Origin of the sequence: Enterobacter hormaechei subsp. xiangfangensis (assembly GCF_001729785.1) — a bacterium.
Taxonomy (GTDB): Bacteria; Pseudomonadota; Gammaproteobacteria; order Enterobacterales; family Enterobacteriaceae; genus Enterobacter; species Enterobacter hormaechei_C.
Map to the genome: position 1 here is coordinate 1757421 of NZ_CP017183.1, position 17593 is coordinate 1775013.

General features: G+C 56.3%; 14 protein-coding genes. 6 read left to right on the forward strand and 8 right to left on the reverse strand.

Annotated elements, in window-relative coordinates; translation table 11 throughout:
- Positions 1-47 precede the first annotated feature (47 nt).
- The 3 genes from ldtC to BFV63_RS08310 all read right to left on the reverse strand — a co-directional run bounded on the left by ldtC (position 48) and on the right by BFV63_RS08310 (position 5823).
- On the reverse strand, positions 48-1013 hold the full coding sequence (ldtC, locus tag BFV63_RS08300) for a L,D-transpeptidase LdtC (protein ID WP_022650791.1): 966 nt from the start codon (positions 1011-1013) through the stop codon (positions 48-50).
- A 144-nt stretch (positions 1014-1157) separates the two neighbouring features.
- On the reverse strand, positions 1158-4604 hold the full coding sequence (mfd, locus tag BFV63_RS08305) for a transcription-repair coupling factor (protein ID WP_023315819.1): 3447 nt from the start codon (positions 4602-4604) through the stop codon (positions 1158-1160).
- A 145-nt stretch (positions 4605-4749) separates the two neighbouring features.
- A complete protein-coding gene (locus tag BFV63_RS08310) occupies positions 4750-5823 on the reverse strand; it encodes an acyltransferase family protein (protein WP_048240978.1) in 1074 nt (357 codons plus the stop codon).
- Positions 5824-6079: 256 nt separating this feature from the next.
- Here BFV63_RS08310 and lolC point away from each other — a divergent pair, with 256 nt between their 5' ends.
- The 5 genes from lolC to cobB are packed head-to-tail and all read left to right on the forward strand — an operon-like array spanning position 6080 to position 11019.
- Positions 6080-7279 (forward strand): lipoprotein-releasing ABC transporter permease subunit LolC, encoded by a 1200-nt coding sequence (gene lolC / locus BFV63_RS08315; RefSeq protein ID WP_017384712.1) that lies wholly within the window; start codon positions 6080-6082, stop codon positions 7277-7279.
- A complete protein-coding gene (gene lolD, locus BFV63_RS08320; protein ID WP_015570809.1) occupies positions 7272-7973 on the forward strand; it encodes a lipoprotein-releasing ABC transporter ATP-binding protein LolD in 702 nt (233 codons plus the stop codon). Before lolC ends, lolD begins: the two co-directional genes overlap by 8 nt.
- Complete coding sequence (gene lolE / locus BFV63_RS08325) at positions 7973-9217, forward strand: lipoprotein-releasing ABC transporter permease subunit LolE (protein WP_048240976.1); 1245 nt, start codon at positions 7973-7975, stop codon at positions 9215-9217. The genes lolD and lolE overlap by 1 nt, the downstream gene beginning before the upstream one ends.
- A 54-nt stretch (positions 9218-9271) precedes the next feature.
- Positions 9272-10183 (forward strand): N-acetylglucosamine kinase, encoded by a 912-nt coding sequence (gene nagK, locus BFV63_RS08330; RefSeq protein WP_022650795.1) that lies wholly within the window; start codon positions 9272-9274, stop codon positions 10181-10183.
- A 14-nt stretch (positions 10184-10197) separates the two neighbouring features.
- Complete coding sequence (cobB, locus tag BFV63_RS08335) at positions 10198-11019, forward strand: Sir2 family NAD+-dependent deacetylase (RefSeq protein ID WP_022647760.1); 822 nt, start codon at positions 10198-10200, stop codon at positions 11017-11019.
- A gap of 34 nt (positions 11020-11053) precedes the next feature.
- Here the strand turns inward: cobB and potD are convergent, their stop codons facing one another.
- Genes potD through potA form a run of 4 tightly spaced genes read right to left on the reverse strand, consistent with a single transcriptional unit; the run spans position 11054 to position 14862 of the window.
- Positions 11054-12088 (reverse strand): spermidine/putrescine ABC transporter substrate-binding protein PotD, encoded by a 1035-nt coding sequence (gene potD, locus BFV63_RS08340; RefSeq protein WP_022650796.1) that lies wholly within the window; start codon positions 12086-12088, stop codon positions 11054-11056.
- Complete coding sequence (potC, locus tag BFV63_RS08345; RefSeq protein WP_015570805.1) at positions 12085-12876, reverse strand: spermidine/putrescine ABC transporter permease PotC; 792 nt, start codon at positions 12874-12876, stop codon at positions 12085-12087. Before potC ends, potD begins: the two co-directional genes overlap by 4 nt.
- Complete coding sequence (gene potB / locus BFV63_RS08350; RefSeq protein WP_017693625.1) at positions 12873-13730, reverse strand: spermidine/putrescine ABC transporter permease PotB; 858 nt, start codon at positions 13728-13730, stop codon at positions 12873-12875. Before potB ends, potC begins: the two co-directional genes overlap by 4 nt.
- Positions 13714-14862: a spermidine/putrescine ABC transporter ATP-binding protein PotA gene (gene potA, locus BFV63_RS08355; RefSeq protein WP_166714835.1), complete on the reverse strand. Its 1149-nt coding sequence runs from the start codon at positions 14860-14862 to the stop codon at positions 13714-13716. The genes potB and potA overlap by 17 nt, the downstream gene beginning before the upstream one ends.
- Positions 14863-15099: 237 nt before the next feature.
- On the opposite strand from potA, the gene pepT reads away from it, so the two are divergent.
- Positions 15100-16323, forward strand: a complete 1224-nt coding sequence (gene pepT, locus BFV63_RS08365) for a peptidase T (RefSeq protein ID WP_032658046.1) — start codon at positions 15100-15102, stop codon at positions 16321-16323.
- A gap of 92 nt (positions 16324-16415) precedes the next feature.
- Here pepT and BFV63_RS08370 read toward each other — a convergent pair whose 3' ends face one another.
- Positions 16416-17537: a ribosomal protein uL16 3-hydroxylase gene (locus BFV63_RS08370; protein ID WP_003857909.1), complete on the reverse strand. Its 1122-nt coding sequence runs from the start codon at positions 17535-17537 to the stop codon at positions 16416-16418.
- Positions 17538-17593: the final 56 nt, after the last annotated feature.

Genomic DNA, 17593 nt, shown 5'->3' on the forward strand with positions numbered 1-17593 from the left:
AATAAAAAACGCCCTGCTGATGCAGGGCGTTTGTCGTTATTGCTGCTTTACATTGACTGCTGAGCAACCTCATGATGCCGCGTAACATCGGTTGGCATCCCCGAACGTGCTTCCATCGCCCGCTCCATCACTGCGCCATCGGTGTTGGCATTCGTTTTAAAGCTCACCATGGAGGCATTCAGATTAATCGGCAACGTCTGCGGATCGTCATTGATGTTTTTCGATAGCGGCTGGTGGATCTCAACCAGACGGACGCCACCTGGCTCTTCAGATACTTTAATCGGCGTATTAATGATATTCACTTTCGTGCCAGGGGCGATCACGCGGTAGAGCGTTTTGATATCGTCATCGCGCAGGCGAATGCAGCCGGAGCTGACGCGCATCCCGATCCCGAAATCCGCATTCGTTCCGTGCAGAAGATAAACCCCACCATATGCCGCCAGGCGAATTGCATGATGCCCCATCGGATTATCCGGGCCAGCAGGTACCACGGCGGGCAGGTCGATACCTTGAGCTTTATAACGGGCGCGAATGTTTGCCGTCGGGGTCCAGGTAGGATTAGCGCGCTTATCAGAGACGGTGGTGACCATGGTAGGTGTGAGCGTATCGCCCCCCAGTTGACCAATACCGATAGGGTAGACGGTCACTTCGTTCTTGCCCGGCGGGTAGTAATACAGACGTAGCTCGGCGAGGTTAATCACAATGCCCTGACGCGGCGCGTCCGGCAGGATGGTTTGCAGCGGAATCGTCAGTACGCTGCCCGCCCGGGGCACGTACGGATCTACCCCCGGGTTGGCCTGCAACAGCGCCAGGAACCCGACGTTATATTTTTTGGCAATCGCTTCCAGCGAGCCGCCATCGTTTTCAACCACGTGAAAGCGGTTTTCACCTACGACGTTGCTGCCGGCGGGCGGAAGAGGCCAGGTATTGGCGCGAGCAGGGAGCGCGACGGCAACCGTCGCGGCCAGCGCAACCAGAGTTAACCAGCGGGTAAAACGCGAAGAAATCATCATTATGATAATCCATACAAATGATAAGGTTATTGTTTTATAAGGCGTTAATGATAATTATGGCGAATGTATAGTCGGGAAGATCGGGCGAAGTGCAAAGAGTTTGTAAATTGTCCCCCACCAGCCGGGCGCTGGCGGGGGAAACCGTTATGCGATGGCGTTCTCTTCCAACTGACGCATAAAGTTACGCACCCAGTCCATGCGGGTTTTACGTTCCGTCAGATCCTGAGTAAATTTCAGACGCGTAGGGCCATCAAGACGGAAATGCTGCGGCTGTTTTTGCAGGAGGCCAATCAGCCACATCGGATCGACGTGGTTCTTTTCGGCAAACTCAATTACGCCGCCTTTCTCATTGCCTTCAAGTTTGCGAATGCCCAGCTTCTGCGCCTGCTGACGCAGGCGGGCAATATCCAGCAGGTTGCGCGCCGCATCGGGCAATATCCCAAAACGGTCAATCAGTTCGACTTTGATCTCTTCCAGCTCGCCTTCGCTTTTCGCGCTGGCAATGCGTTTGTAGAACGACAGACGGGTATTCACGTCAGGAATAAAATCATCCGGCAGCAGGGAAGGCATGCGCAGTTCCACTTCGGTCTGCTGGCTGGTGAGATCTTCCAGAGACGGTTCACGTCCGGCTTTAAGCGCGTCGACGGCATTTTCCAGCAGCTCCATATACAGCGAGAAACCGATGGTTTCCATGGAGCCGCTCTGGTCTTCACCCAGCAGCTCACCGGCGCCGCGGATCTCCAGGTCGTGGGTCGCCAGCGCAAAGCCAGCGCCCAGATCTTCCAGCGAGGCGATCGCTTCCAGACGCTTTTGCGCGTCGGTGGTCATTGCCTTCGGATGCGGCGTCAGCAGCCAGGCGTAGGCCTGATGGTGCGAACGCCCGACCCGCCCGCGCAGCTGGTGCAGCTGAGCCAGGCCGAAGTGATCCGCCCGTTCGATGATGATGGTGTTCGCCGTCGGAATGTCGATTCCGGTCTCAATGATGGTGGTACACACCAGCACGTTAAAGCGCTGGTGGTGGAAATCGTTCATTACCCGCTCCAGCTCGCGCTCGCGCATCTGGCCGTGACCAATGGCGATGCGCGCTTCCGGCACCAGCTCTGCCAGCCTGTCGGCGGCTTTCTGAATATTTTCAACGTCGTTGTACAGGTAATAGACCTGGCCACCGCGCAGCACTTCGCGCAGGATCGCCTCGCGCACCACCAGATTGTCGTACTCGCGAACAAAGGTTTTCACCGCCAGACGGCGCGCCGGTGGGGTAGCGATTATCGACAGATCGCGCATGCCGCTCATCGCCATGTTCAGGGTGCGCGGGATCGGCGTTGCGGTCAGGGTCAGAATGTCGACGTTGGCGCGCATCGCTTTGATGCGCTCTTTGTGGCGCACCCCGAAGCGGTGCTCTTCGTCAACGATCAGCAACCCCAGATCTTTCCACTTCACGTCACTTTGCAGCAGCTTGTGAGTGCCGATCAGAATATCAATTTTGCCTTCACTTGCCTGTTCCAGGATCTGCGTCTGCTCTTTGGCACTGCGGAAGCGGGACAACATTTCGATACGTACCGGCCAGTTGGCGAAGCGGTCGCGGAAGTTGTCGAAGTGCTGCTGGGCAAGAAGGGTGGTCGGCACCAGCACCGCCACCTGCTTGTTGTTCTCAACCGCCAGGAAAGCGGCGCGCATCGCCACCTCGGTTTTACCGAAGCCCACGTCGCCGCAGACTAAGCGATCCATCGCCAGCGGCTGGCACATGTCGCTCAGCACGGCGTTGATGGCCTGGGCCTGATCCGGCGTAGTTTCAAACGGGAAGCTGTCGCAGAACAGCTGGTACTGCTCTTTATCATGCTTAAACGCATAGCCCTCTTTGGCCGCACGCTGAGCGTAAATATCCAGCAGCTCGGCGGCCACGTCGCGCACTTTTTCCGCCGCTTTCTGGCGTGCACGCGCCCAGGCATCGCCGCCCAGCTTGTGCAGCGGCGCATTCTCTTCCGCGCCCCCGGCGTAGCGGCTGATCAGATGCAGGGACGACACCGGAACATACAGCTTGGCGTCGTTAGCGTAGGTCAGCATCAGGTATTCACCTTTGATGCCACCTGCTTCGAGGGTGGTCATCCCCTGATAGCGACCCACACCGTGTTCCAGGTGAACAATCGGCTGACCGGGGTGCAGTTCGGCCAGGTTGCGGATCAGGGTGTCCGGGTTGATGGTGCGACGGCTGTCCTGACGACGGCGCGCGACGCGCTCGCCCAGCAGGTCGCTTTCACATATCAACGCCAGGTTATTGAGCGTATCAATGAATCCGTGTTCGGCGGCGCCGATCATCAGGTAACGGCCATTTCCGGTCGCTTCGCTCAGGCGAAGAATACGCTTTGGCGCGACTTTGATCCTTCCCAGCAGTTCGCCCAGCGCTTCACGGCGACCTTCACTTTCAACGGAGAAGACCACCGGCCCGGTGAAGGACTCAAGAAACTTGCGCAGATTATCGAGCGGGGATTTCTGCTGCGCCTGAACGGCCAGGTCAGGCAGCATCCGGAAGGCGAGGTTAGTGTTGGCGGCCTTATCGGCAAGCGAATCGGTTTTGAGCTGCATACGCGGCCAGCGTTTCAGCTCGGCGTTGAGCTCGTCGGTACGCAGCCACAGCATTTCCGGCGGCAGCAGCGGACGCATCGGGTCAACGCCCCGGTTTTCAAAGCGGGCGCGCGTTTCGCTTTCAAAGCGGCTGGCGCTGGCGTCGATATCCCCGGTGTTAACAATCAGCGTATTTGCCGGGAAGTAGCTGAACAGCGCCGGCAGCGGTTCGTTAAAGAACAGGGGCTGCCAGTACTCGATCCCGGCCGGAAGGGTGCCTTTGCTGACCTGCTGGTAGATATGTTCGGCATCACGCTTCACGTCGAACCTGTCGCGCCACTGGCTGCGGAACAGTTCGATGGCGGTTTTATCCGTCGGGAACTCATGGGCGGGCAGCAGATTAATAGAGTCCACTTCCTCCAGCGTGCGCTGGGTGTCGGCGTCGAACACGCGCAGGCTGTCGATCTCATCATCGAAGAAATCCAGACGGTACGGCTGGTCGCTGCCCATCGGATAGAGATCAAGCAGCGCACCGCGCGTCGCGTATTCGCCGTGCTCCATCACCTGATCGACATGTCGATAGCCGGCTCCATCCAGCTGCACGCGCAGGGCATCGCGCGACAGGCGCTGGCCTTTTTTCATCACCAGCGCATGGCCGTGCAAATAGCTGTGCGGGCAGACGCGCTGCATCAGGGTATTCACCGGCACAATCAGCACGCCGCGCTGCATGGTGGGGAGCTGATACAGCGTCGACAGGCGCGAGGAGATGATCTCCTGGTGCGGAGAGAAACTGTCGTAGGGAAGCGTTTCCCAGTCGGCCAGGCTGAATACCAGACTGTCGGTGAACTGACGAATTTCGTCGTGCAGGCGCAGGGCGTTTTGCATGTCCGGGGCAACCAGCACCACCGGCCCTGGATGCCGCTCGGCAATTTCCGCCACCAGCGTGGCGCAGGCCGCGCCTGTCAGTTCGCCCAGCTGGCGTTGGTCACCTGCTTTTACAGGCAAGGAAAAACGATAGTGTTCAGGCATGGCTATGTCAGAGTCTCTTGGGGATATACCAACAGTATTGGGGCATATCACTGATACGCAATGTCTTTATTATCCTCGATCGTTATGCATAAGCAAATCGTAACCGCACAAGAGGGAAAGTGCCCCCGGATGGGGGCCGAGGAGATTAACGGGTAGCAGTCTGTGGAGAAAGCCGCGCGGGAGGGGAGAAGAAAAGGTCGCCAAAGAGGGCGGTTGAGAGCTTACGTGCCCCCAGCCCAACCAGCGTGCAGACGAGCAGGCTGATAAACGGATAGACCAGAATCAGCGTTAACTCCGCCCAGATCGGCCAGTACGCCGCATTCATTTCGCGAATCAGGAGCAGGCTAAACGCCTCAATTAAAATGCGGTGGGTGGTATAAATCGCGATGGTGTTTGAACCGATGACGTTCAGCAGATTATTGGGATGAACGGCATAACGCTGCTCGAAGCTGTAAAAGAGCTTCATGATGACCACGATCGACAGCAGTGAGAGCGGCAGAGGAACATTAGCGAACCACAGTACTACCGACACCGCGCCAGAGGCGATAAGTACCAGCCAGCTGCGGCGCAAATTCATCCCTTTCATCCACGCCATCAACTGCGCGCCGTACCATGCGCCGAGGCTGTAGTAGATCATGTTGCGAACCACGCTGTTCATTCCCCACCACGGTAACGGCAGGAAGTTGATGGCGATGCTTGCCAGCGCCAGAATCCCCAGCATCGGCAGTTTCCAGCGGCTCAGCAGCTTACAGAGCGTAAAGTAGACCACTAACGCGTACAAATACCACAGGCTGGTGCTGGCCGTGAGCATTCCCAGTACAAACTCTGAAACGGAATCGGCGTAGGCCGCATTGGATGCTGTCGCCAGTTCTCGCTCGGGGGCGAGCCAGGCATTCAGATGGGTCAGCGCCTGCCATTGCAGGACGCCCCACAGGGCCAAAACCCAGACGATGCTCCAGATCCGCTTGTCGAGACTGGTGCGCCAGTTCACCTCGTCGATATAACGACGGATCAAATAGCCGGAGATAAAGAAAAACACCGGCATACGGAACGGGGCAAGGTAAAGATTAAAGTAGACCCAGCATTTGGCGAGCAGGCCCGATAACGGATGCTGTAGCCCGTCAAGGTGAGGATAAAAGGTGATCACCGAGTGGTAAATTACCACCAGGCAGATGCACAGGCCTTTTATCTGGTTAATCCATAATGCTTTTTGTTTCATGGTGCGTGACGACCTTGTTGCCATAAACGAAACGCCGATTGTTGTAAAATGAAGCCCTGATGTAATGGGTAACAGTCTGTATCAGGACGATTTTCGGAAAAGGTGGAGGCTGTCTGGCGGAAGTTCAGTCAGTAGCATGATGATTTATCTGAATTTTTCGGAAAAATGATTACCGAATCTTACGGTTTCAGTCATTTACGCTTAACGGATTCGCTTATATACTCGTGGGTCTGCTATCAGCAAACAGACGGATTTCATGTATCAACCTGTCGCACTCTTTATAGGCTTACGTTACATGCGTGGGCGCGCCGCGGACCGCTTCGGTCGCTTTGTCTCCTGGCTTTCGACTATTGGCATTACGCTTGGCGTGATGGCACTGGTGACGGTGCTTTCCGTCATGAACGGCTTCGAGCGCGAGCTGCAAAACAATATCCTGGGGCTCATGCCGCAGGCCGTTCTCTCTTCCACTCAGGGTTCCGTTAATCCGCAACAGCTGCCGGAAAGCGCGGTGAAGTTACAGGGTGTCACGCGCGTTGCGCCGCTCACGACGGGCGATGTGGTGCTGCAAAGCGCCCGTAGCGTGGCGGTCGGGGTGATGCTGGGTATCGATCCCGCGCAAAAAGATCCGCTGACGCCGTTCCTGGTCAATGTGAAACAAACCGACCTGGAAGCGGGTAAATACAACGTCATCCTCGGCGAGCAGCTTGCCGGGCAGCTCGGGGTCAACCGTGGCGATCAGCTGCGCGTGATGGTGCCGTCAGCCAGTCAGTTTACGCCGATGGGGCGTCTGCCAAGCCAGCGCCTGTTCAACGTGATTGGCACGTTTGCGGCGAACAGCGAAGTTGATGGTTACCAGATGCTGGTGAACATTCAGGACGCCTCGCGTCTGATGCGCTACCCCGCGGGAAATATTACCGGCTGGCGTCTGTGGCTTGATGCGCCGCTGAAGGTGGATACCCTCAGCCAGCAGACGCTACCGGAAGGGACGAAATGGCAGGACTGGCGCGACCGGAAAGGCGAACTGTTCCAGGCCGTGCGCATGGAGAAAAACATGATGGGGCTGCTGCTGAGCCTGATCGTGGCCGTTGCCGCGTTTAATATCATCACCTCGCTCGGGCTGATGGTGATGGAGAAGCAAGGCGAAGTCGCCATTCTGCAAACCCAGGGGCTGACTCCGCGCCAGATCATGGCGGTATTTATGGTCCAGGGCGCCAGCGCCGGCATCATCGGCGCGCTGCTCGGCGCGGCGCTGGGGGCGCTGCTCGCCAGCCAGCTCAACAATCTCATGCCGATTATCGGCGCGCTGCTTGATGGCGCGGCGCTGCCGGTGGCTATCGAGCCGCTCCAGGTGGTCGGTATTGCGCTGGCCGCGATGGCCATTGCGCTGCTTTCTACGCTTTATCCTTCCTGGCGGGCTGCCGCCACTCAACCCGCTGAGGCTTTACGTTATGAATAAGATCCTGTTGCAGTGCGACAACCTGTCCAAACGCTATCAGGAAGGCACTGTGCAGACCGACGTGTTGCACAATGTGAGTTTTAGCGTGGGCGAAGGCGAGATGATGGCGATTGTCGGCAGCTCTGGCTCCGGTAAAAGTACGTTGCTGCACCTGCTTGGCGGGCTGGACACGCCAACCGAAGGCGATGTGATCTTCTCCGGGCAGCCGCTGAGTAAAATGTCGTCTACGGCGAAAGCCGAGCTGCGTAACCGCGAGCTGGGCTTTATCTATCAGTTCCACCATCTGCTGCCGGACTTTACGGCGCTGGAAAACGTCGCAATGCCGCTGCTGATTGGTAAAAAGAAACCCGCGGAAATTAATGCCCGCGCCAGCGACATGCTAAAAGCGGTAGGGCTGGGTCATCGCGGGAATCACCGTCCGTCTGAGCTTTCCGGCGGTGAGCGTCAGCGTGTGGCCATCGCCCGTGCGCTGGTCAACAACCCGCGCCTGGTGCTGGCGGATGAACCGACAGGTAACCTCGATGCGCGTAACGCAGACAGCATTTTCCAGCTTCTCGGCGAACTGAACGCCGCGCAGGGAACCGCGTTTCTGGTGGTCACCCACGATTTACAACTGGCTAAGCGGATGGGGCGTCAGCTGGAAATGCGCGACGGTCGTCTGAATGCTGAACTGACGCTGATGGGAGCGGAGTAATGGCTTCACCGTTATCGTTACTCATCGGGTTACGCTTTAGCCGCGGTCGTCGCCGGAGCGGGATGGTTTCCCTTATCTCCGTGATCTCCACCATCGGTATCGCCCTGGGCGTGGCGGTGCTGATTGTGGGCTTAAGCGCCATGAATGGCTTTGAGCGTGAACTGAATAACCGCATTCTGGCCGTTGTCCCTCACGGTGAAATCGAGCCGGTTAACCAGCCGTGGTCCAACTGGCAGGATGCCATGAACAAAGTGGAAAAGGTGCCCGGTATTGCGGCGGCTGCACCTTACATTAACTTTACCGGGCTGGTAGAGAGCGGGGTAAACCTGCGCGCCATTCAGGTGAAAGGGGTAAATCCTCGTCAGGAAGAGCGTCTGAGCGCGCTGCCGCGCTATGTGCAAAATGGCGCATGGGCAAACTTTAAGGCTGGCGAGCAGCAGATCATCATGGGCAAAGGCGTTGCCGATGCGCTGAAGGTGAAGCAGGGCGACTGGGTCTCGATCATGATCCCGAACGCCAGCGCTGATCACAAATTGCAGCAGCCTAAGCGCGTACGTCTGCACGTCACCGGTATTTTGCAGCTGAGCGGCCAGCTCGATCACAGCTTCGCGATGGTGCCGCTGGAAGATGCACGCCAGTATCTGGATATGAGCGACAGCGTGACGGGCATTGCCATTAAGGTTAAGGACGTCTTCAACGCCAATAAACTGGTGCGTGACGCTGGCAGCGTGACGAATAACTATGTCTACATCAAAAGCTGGATCGGCACTTACGGGTATATGTATCGTGATATCCAGATGATCCGCGCGATTATGTATCTGGCGATGGTGCTGGTGATTGGTGTGGCGTGTTTTAATATCGTCTCGACGCTGGTGATGGCCGTTAAGGATAAGAGCGGCGACATCGCCGTGCTGCGTACCTTAGGGGCGAAAGACGGTCTTATTCGCGCCATCTTCGTCTGGTACGGTTTACTGGCGGGGCTGTTTGGCAGCCTCTGCGGCGTGGCGATCGGCGTGGTGGTTTCCCTTCAGCTGACGCCGATTATCAACGGGATTGAAGCGCTTATTGGCCATCAGTTCCTGTCAGGCGATATCTATTTTATTGACTTCCTGCCGTCTGAACTGCACTGGCTGGACGTTATTTATGTGCTGGTTACAGCACTTTTACTGAGTCTGCTGGCAAGCTGGTATCCGGCGCGTCGCGCTAGCCGAATTGATCCGGCGAGGGTATTAAGTGGCCAGTAATTTCGTCATGGTTTAGCGGTCTTTTGGCCGCTGAATCAAACAGAGGAATGCATCATGTATTACGGATTTGATATTGGCGGCACCAAGATTGCGCTCGGCGTGTTCGATAAAGATCTTAAGCTACAATGGGAAACCCGCGTCCCCACGCCGCGCGAAAGCTACGATGAATTTTTAACCGCCATTGCCGCACTGGTGGCGCAAGCGGATGAACGCTTTGGCGTCAAAGGCAGCGTTGGCATTGGTATTCCGGGTATGCCCGAAACCGACGATGGCACGCTGTACGCGGCCAACGTGCCTGCCGCCAGCGGCAAACCGCTGCGGGCCGATCTCTCCGCGCTCCTTGAACGCGACGTGCGCTTAGATAACGATGCCAACTGCTTCGCGCTCTCTGAAGCCTGGGATGATGAATTCCGTCGCTTCCCGCTGGTGATGGGGCTGATCCTCGGAACGGGCGTCGGTGGCGGGATTGTCATTAACGGTAAGCCCATTACCGGGCGCAGCTATATTACCGGCGAATTTGGCCATATCCGCCTGCCGGTGGATGCTCTGGAGGTCGTCGGACGTGATTTCCCGCTGACCCGCTGCGGCTGTGGGCAGCACGGCTGTATTGAGAACTACCTATCAGGCCGCGGGTTTGCATGGCTTTACGAACACTTCTATCATCAGAAACTTGAGGCCCCTCAAATCATTACCCTGTGGGAGCAGGGGGATGCGCAGGCGCGTGAGCACGTCGAGCGCTATCTGGATCTGCTGGCGGTGTGTCTGGGGAATATCCTGACTATCGTCGATCCGGATCTGCTGGTGATCGGGGGAGGGCTGTCAAATTTCACTGCGATTACGGAACAGTTGTCCGGGCGTCTGACCCGACATTTATTGCCGGTCGCCCGCGTGCCGCGCATTGAGCGTGCGCGACACGGGGACGCAGGAGGCATGCGCGGAGCCGCATTCCTTCATCTCACCGATTAGTTTACGAGGTTATTATGCTGTCGCGTCGCCAGGGTCGACTCAGCCGTTTTCGCAAAAATAAACGCCGCTTACGTGAACGACTGCGTCAGCGGATCTTTTTCAGAGACAGGATGATGCCAGAAGCGATGGATAAACCCAGAGTGGTGGTGTTGACCGGGGCGGGGATCTCCGCCGAATCCGGTATTCAGACTTTCCGCGCAGCGGATGGACTGTGGGAAGAACACCGAGTTGAAGATGTGGCGACGCCGGAAGGTTTCGCCCGCGACCCGGCGCTGGTGCAGGCGTTCTACAACGCCCGCCGTCGCCAGCTTCAGCAGCCGGAGATTGCGCCGAATGCGGCGCACCTGGCGCTGGCAAAGCTGGAGGAGGCGCTGGGGGATCGTTTTCTGCTGGTCACGCAGAACATCGACAATCTTCACGAAAGGGCCGGAAACCACAACATCATTCACATGCACGGCGAACTGCTCAAGGTGCGGTGCGCCTGGAGTGGTCAGGTGCTGGAGTGGAAAGAGGACGTGCTGGACGAAGACCGCTGCCACTGCTGTCAGTTCCCTTCGCGTCTGCGTCCGCATGTGGTCTGGTTTGGCGAAATGCCGCTGGGAATGGATGAGATCTACAGCGCCCTGGCCATGGCGGACGTCTTTATCGCCATTGGTACTTCGGGACATGTCTATCCGGCGGCGGGATTTGTTCACGAAGCGCGACTTCAAGGTGCCCATACGGTGGAGCTTAATCTGGAGCCAAGCCAGGTCGGGAGTGAGTTTGAAGAGAAACATTACGGTCTGGCGAGCGAGGTGGTGCCAGCCTTTGTGGATAAACTCCTGAAGGGGCTATAAGAGTAACGGGCGACATTGCGTCGCCCGTTATGCATTAACGGCCTGCTTTTAGCTTCTGATAATATTCTTCATACAGGCGGCTCGCGTCACCGACGTCGTTCTGCCATTCCCCTTTGCTGATGGTTTCAGCGTCCGGATAAAGCGATTTATCATTTGCCACTTCAGGGCTTAAAAGCTTCCGTGCGGCCAGGTTTGGCGTCGGGTAGCCGATAGTTTCCGCCACCTCTTTTGCCACATCCGGGCGCAGCAGGAAGTTGATCAGCTTCAGGGCACCCTCGACGTTTTTCGCATTCGCCGGGATCGCGAGGCTGTCCATCCAGAAGATGCCGCCCTCTTTCGGCCAGACCACCTCAAGCGGCGTCCCGGCCTGACGCGCCACAAACGCAGAGCCGTTCCAGACCATCCCCAGATTCACTTCACCTTCCATATACGGGTTAGCCGGGTTATCCGAGTTGAACGCCGCCACGTTTGGCATCAGCTTTTTCAGTTCGTTATACGCTGCTTCGATTTCTTTCGGATCGGTGGTGTTGCCGGAATAGCCGAGTTTACGCAGCGCCACCTGGAACACTTCGCGCGCATCGTCGGTTAACAGCAGGCTGCTTTTGTATTCCGGCTTCCACAGGTCAGCCCAGGATGAAACCGTTTTGGGATCAATGGCATCGCTGTTGATGCCAATTGCCGTCGCGCCCCAGATGTACGGAATGGAGTAGTCGTTGTTCGGGTCGAACGGCTTGTTTAGCATCTCAGGATCGAGGTTAGAAAAATTGGTTAGCTTCGTTTTGTCGATCTTCTGGATCATGCCTTCTTTGCGCATCTTGTCGACGAAATAGGTCGACGGCACCACCAGGTCATACGCGCCATCTTTATAGGTTTTGAGCTTGGCGTACATGGTTTCATTCGACTCGTAGGTCGAATAGATCACCTTGATGCCTGTCTCTTTGGTGAACTGCTCCAGCAGGCCCGGCGGCACATACTCGGTCCAGTTGTAGAAATAGAGCGTTTTGCTGTCATCAGCATGCGCAGCGCCCATTCCGAGCACCAGTGCCGCAGCGGCAAGCATTTTTTTCATTTCTGTGTCCCCTGAGATTTTGTTTTATCACGAGCAATAACCTGGCTGGCAATCACCAGAACCAGCGATAACACCAACAGAATAGTCGCCAGCGCGTTCACTTCGGGTGAAACACCGACTTTAACCATTGAGTAGATCTTCAACGGCAGAATTTCATAGCTCGGCCCGGTGACGAAGGAGGACACGACCACGTCGTCCATCGACAGGGTAAAGCTGAGCAGCCATCCTGCTGCCACGGCGGGCATCGCCAGCGGCAGAATGATTTTGCGCAGAATGGTCATCTCGCTGGCACCCAGATCTTTCGCCGCTTCCAGCATGCGTACGTCGAACCCTTTCAGACGCGCGTAGACGGTTACCACCACAAACGGCAGACAGAAGGTGATATGCGAGAACAGCAGCGACCAGAAACCGAGCTGGACGCCCAGCAGCATAAACAGCACCAGCAGTGAAATGGCCATCACGATATCCGGGGACATCATCACCACAAACAGCATGCCACTGACGAACGGCTTACCGCGAAAACGGTAGCGGTACAGCGCCACGGCGGTCAACGAGCCAATCAGCGTCGCGAAGGTGGCAGAGAATACCGCCATCGTCAGCGAGTGCTGAGCGGCCTGTAGCAGGCTGTCATTGTTCATCAGCAGGCCATACCATTTGGTGGTAAACCCTTGCCAGTTGATCCCGAAGCGCGAGCTGTTAAAGGAGTTCACGATCAAAATGATTATCGGAATATAAAGATACGCATAAATGGCGGTCATAAAACCACCGCGAAGCAGTCGACCGATCATTCCAGCTCCACCTTCTTATTCAGCAGGCGTGAGGCACGCCAGTAAACCAGCAGCATCAGCCCCATCACCACCGTCAGCGTTATGCTGGTGGCCGAGCCGAACGGCCAGTCGCGAATGTTAAGGAACTGGCTCTTAATCACGTTACCGATCAGCAGGTTTTTCGCCCCGCCCATCAGGTCCGAGACGTAGAACAGCCCCATCGCAGGCAGCATTACCAGCAGACAGCCGGCGATAATACCCGGCATGGTCAGCGGAATAATGATGCGGACAAAGGTTTGTAACTTACTGGCGCCCAGGTCTTTCGCTGCTTCCAGCAGCGGTTTATCGAGCTTTTCAATGCTGGAGTAGAGCGGCATCACCATAAACGGCAGCAGGATATAGACCAGGCCGACAATCACCGCGCCCGGGGTGAACATGATGCGGATCGGCGTCTCGATCACCCCCAGCCACAGCAGAAACTCGTTCAGATAACCTTTGGTGCTGAGGAAGATTTTCAGCCCGTAGATGCGGATTAACGAGTTGGTCCAGAACGGCACAATCAGTAAAAACAGCAGCAGCGGCCGCACTTTTTGCGGCAGGCGGGCCAGGAACCAGGCGAACGGATACCCCAGTACCAGGCAGGCGAGGGTGGCAATCAGCGCCATATTGAGCGAGTGCAGCAGCACGTCAAAATAGAGCGGATCGAGCAGGCGCGCGTAGTTGTCCAGCGTAAAGACCATCGCCACGAAGTTCGCGTCGTCGCGGGTCAGGAAGCTGGTCACGATGATCATCAGGTTGGGAAGAAAGACAAACAACACAAGCCAACCGACGATCGTGGCAATCACCACATTCTGGAACTTACTTGTGTTCTTCATCAGCCAGTACAACCTCCCAGCTTTCTACCCAGTTGATGACCATTTTCTGATCCAGCGAGTGGTCGAAGTCCGGATCGTCCTCGTTAAAGAATTCGCTGACCATCACCATTTTACCGTTTTCCAGTTCGACCACGGATTCGAGGGTCATCCCTTTGTAGTTACGTTCGCGAACGTAACCGATCAGACCTTCGACGTCAGCCGTGTCGTGGATCTCATCAACGCGGAGATCTTCCGGACGCAGCAGGACGTTGAGCCTTTGCCCCTTTTCCACGGCAAAGTTCACCGTGATGTTGCATTCGCGGCCTTCCACGTTCGCGCGCACGCGCTGCTCGTCCAGACGCTCAATCACCGTGGCGTTGAAAATATTGATTTCACCAATGAAGCTGGCGACGAACAGGTTTTTCGGCTCTTCGTAAATTTCACGCGGGGTGCCATCCTGCTCAATCTTGCCGTCGCGCATCACCACGATACGGTCTGACATGGTCAGGGCTTCTTCCTGATCGTGCGTGACAAACACGAACGTAATGCCGAGCTTACGCTGAAGTGCTTTCAGCTCGTTCTGCATCTGCTTGCGCAGCTTGTAGTCCAGCGCGGAAAGGGATTCATCCAGCAGGAGCAGGCGAGGTTTGTTGACCACGGCGCGGGCAATGGCCACACGCTGCTGCTGACCACCGGAAAGTTGATGAGGCTTGCGCTGGGCGAATGCCTCCAGCTGCACCATGCGCAGGGCTTCGGTAACCCGAGGCGGGATCTCGCTGGCCGGTGTTTTTTGCATCCGCAGGCCAAACGCCACGTTCTCAAACACGGTCATGTGCGGGAACAGGGCATAGCTCTGAAAGACGGTATTGACGTGGCGATCTTCGGCAGGAACCTGGGTAATGTCCTGGTTCTCAAGATGGATATGGCCGTTATCGACGCTTTCCAGCCCGGCGATAAGGCGCAGGACGGTGGTTTTGCCGCAGCCGGAGGGGCCGAGCAGCGTGAGAAACTCACCGTCATTGATGGTCAGATTAAGGTCGGAAATGACATCTTTGCCATCGAAACTTTTACGAATTCGTTCCAGTTGCACCAGCGGTGAAAGGGAACGGGGTTGTGTATTCAATTTTCGCGCTGTCCCATATAGACGCCTCAGGCAGCAGACTGAAGCGGGGTTTGTGTATAACCACCTTGGTGACTCGTAATGAGGGCGGACATTCTACGGCAAACCCATTGAATCGCCAATCCTTCTCACTTATTCATAAGCTACATTTATTAACGCAGAACGATATAAACGTAAAAAGTTCTCGTTTGCGGGATAAAAGTGACCTGACGCAATATTTGCGTTTTGCTGCTTAATGATAATGTTGTCACAAAAAGTGAGGGTGACTGCATGGATAAACTACTTGAGCGTTTCTTACATTACGTTTCGCTGGATACCCAATCTAAGCCGGGGGTCCGACAGGTGCCAAGCACCGAAGGCCAGTGGAAGCTGCTAAATCTGCTGAAAGAGCAGCTGGAGGCTATGGGGTTGGTTGACGTCACGCTCAGCGAAAAAGGGACCGTGATGGGAACGCTGCCGGCGAATATTGACGGCAATATCCCGGCAATTGGCTTTATTTCTCATGTCGATACCTCACCTGATTTTAGCGGTAAACACGTTAATCCGCAGATTGTTGAAAACTACCGCGGCGGTGATATAGCACTGGGCATTGGCGACGAAGTGCTGTCGCCAGTGATGTTCCCGGTACTGCATCAGCTGCTGGGGCAGACGTTAATCACCACCGACGGCAAAACCTTGCTGGGGGCCGATGACAAAGCGGGCATCGCCGAGATCATGACGGCGCTGGCGGTGCTGAAGGGCAAAAATATCCCGCATGGCGATATCCGCGTGGCCTTCACGCCGGATGAAGAGGTTGGAAAAGGCGCGAAACACTTTGACGTTGAGGCGTTTAACGCGCAATGGGCCTACACCGTTGACGGTGGCGGCGTGGGTGAACTTGAGTATGAAAACTTCAACGCGGCATCGGTAACGATCAAAATCGTCGGGAATAACGTGCACCCGGGCTCTGCGAAAGGAGTGATGGTGAATGCATTGTCGCTGGCTGCGCGTATTCATGCGGAAGTGCCCGCCGAAGAGAGCCCGGAGATGACGGAAGGGTATGAGGGTTTTTATCATCTGACCAGCATCAAGGGGACCGTGGACAGCGCGCAGATGCACTATATTGTCCGCGATTTCGACCGCAAAGCCTTTGAAGCGCGCAAGCGTAAGATGATGGAGATCGCGAAAAAAGTCGGCAAGGGGCTACATCCGGATTGCTATATTGAGCTCATCATCGAAGACAGCTATTACAATATGCGCGAGAAGGTGATGGAACATCCGCACATTCTTGATATCGCCCAGCAGGCGATGCGCGATTGTGACATCGAGCCGGTGATGAAACCGATCCGTGGTGGAACCGATGGTTCACAGCTGTCGTTTATGGGCCTGCCGTGCCCGAACCTGTTTACCGGTGGATATAACTACCACGGCAAGCATGAGTTCGTGACGCTGGAAGGGATGGAGAAAGCGGTGCAGGTGATTGTGCGGATAGCGGAGTTAACCGCGAAGCGGTAAAAAAAGCCCGGTGGCGCTTCGCTTACCGGGCCTACAGGAACGGCTTTTGTAGGCCGGGTAAGGCGTAGCTGCCACCCGGCAAACATCATGGTTCAGTCCTCAAAAAACCAGTACCCGCTGTTAACCAGCGCGGCCAGCATGGCGAGGAAGGAGGGATCGTCCAGCGCGTCGCCAAAGGTATCCGCAGTCAGCACCATATGGCTGGCAATCGCTTCCAGCGCCGGGCGATGCGGAGAGTCCAGGCGCTCGCCGTTGACGAATACCTCTTCGCCAATGCGCAGTACACGTAATCCGCCCAGACGAACCAGCTTATCGCCCTGCTGGAGCGCATCATAAATTTCATCTGCCTGATAAGGCGGCTCTGGCGGTGCGACGTCCAGTTCGTGACGCGACTGGCTGATAAACTCGCCAAACCACTGTCTGAAGTGCTCCGGTTCGTTGATCAGATCCAGCATCATCCCGCGCAGCTTATCCAGCTCCTCTGGCAGAATATCCGCCGGATGCTCACGCGCCGGAACGTCCGGATCGCTGTAACGGTAACTGCCCAGCTCACGCTGTAAAACATAGTCAGCAAATCCGCTGATCATCTCGCGCCCGCTTGGCGCGCGGAAACCAACCGAATAGTTCAGCGAGTTTTCCAGGGAATAACCTTCATGCGGGAAGCCCGGTGGGATATAAAGAATGTCACCTGGCTCCAGCTCTTCATCAATGATCCCTTCAAACGGATCAACCTGGAGCAGATCCGGGTGCGGGCAGTGCTGTTTCATTGGCACTTTTTCGCCCACGCGCCAGCGACGGCGACCGGTACCCTGAATGATAAACACGTCGTACTGATCCAGATGCGGACCCACGCCGCCACCGGGAACGGAGAAGGAGATCATCAGATCGTCCATTCGCCAGTCTGGCAGGGCGCGGAAGGGACGCATTAAGGCTGCGGTAGGTTCGTGCCAGTTGTTGACCGCCTGCACCAGTAAAGACCAGTTGTTTTCGCCCAGGTGATCGTAGCTTTCAAAGGGACCGTGGCTGACCTGCCATTTCCCGTCCTGGTGGCTTACCAGACGGCTGTCTACCTCGTTTTCCATCGCCAGACCAGCGAGTTCGTCAGGAGAAATAGGGTCGATAAAATTGCTGATCCCGCGTTTAAGAACGACCGGGCGTTTTTGCCAGTAACGTTCAATAAAGTCGGGCCAGTTAAGCGTTAATTGATAATCCATATTTATGTATTCCGCAGGCTCTTACTGAGTCGGATTATAACGGAAGCCCCGCTCCC

Excerpts from the sequence above, each read along its gene's own strand:
- lolC (WP_017384712.1), top strand. The coding sequence starts at position 6,080 with ATGTATCAACCTGTCGCACTCTTTATAGGCTTACGTTACATGCGTGGG.
- cobB (WP_022647760.1), top strand. The coding sequence starts at position 10,198 with ATGCTGTCGCGTCGCCAGGGTCGACTCAGCCGTTTTCGCAAAAATAAA.
- pepT (WP_032658046.1), top strand. The coding sequence starts at position 15,100 with ATGGATAAACTACTTGAGCGTTTCTTACATTACGTTTCGCTGGATACC.
- ldtC (WP_022650791.1), bottom strand. The coding sequence starts at position 1,013 with ATGATGATTTCTTCGCGTTTTACCCGCTGGTTAACTCTGGTTGCGCTG.
- BFV63_RS08370 (WP_003857909.1), bottom strand. The coding sequence starts at position 17,537 with ATGGATTATCAATTAACGCTTAACTGGCCCGACTTTATTGAACGTTAC.
- mfd (WP_023315819.1), bottom strand. The coding sequence starts at position 4,604 with ATGCCTGAACACTATCGTTTTTCCTTGCCTGTAAAAGCAGGTGACCAA.
- potD (WP_022650796.1), bottom strand. The coding sequence starts at position 12,088 with ATGAAAAAAATGCTTGCCGCTGCGGCACTGGTGCTCGGAATGGGCGCT.
- potB (WP_017693625.1), bottom strand. The coding sequence starts at position 13,730 with ATGAAGAACACAAGTAAGTTCCAGAATGTGGTGATTGCCACGATCGTC.
- lolE (WP_048240976.1), top strand. The coding sequence starts at position 7,973 with ATGGCTTCACCGTTATCGTTACTCATCGGGTTACGCTTTAGCCGCGGT.
- lolD (WP_015570809.1), top strand. The coding sequence starts at position 7,272 with ATGAATAAGATCCTGTTGCAGTGCGACAACCTGTCCAAACGCTATCAG.
- potC (WP_015570805.1), bottom strand. The coding sequence starts at position 12,876 with ATGATCGGTCGACTGCTTCGCGGTGGTTTTATGACCGCCATTTATGCG.
- nagK (WP_022650795.1), top strand. The coding sequence starts at position 9,272 with ATGTATTACGGATTTGATATTGGCGGCACCAAGATTGCGCTCGGCGTG.
- BFV63_RS08310 (WP_048240978.1), bottom strand. The coding sequence starts at position 5,823 with ATGAAACAAAAAGCATTATGGATTAACCAGATAAAAGGCCTGTGCATC.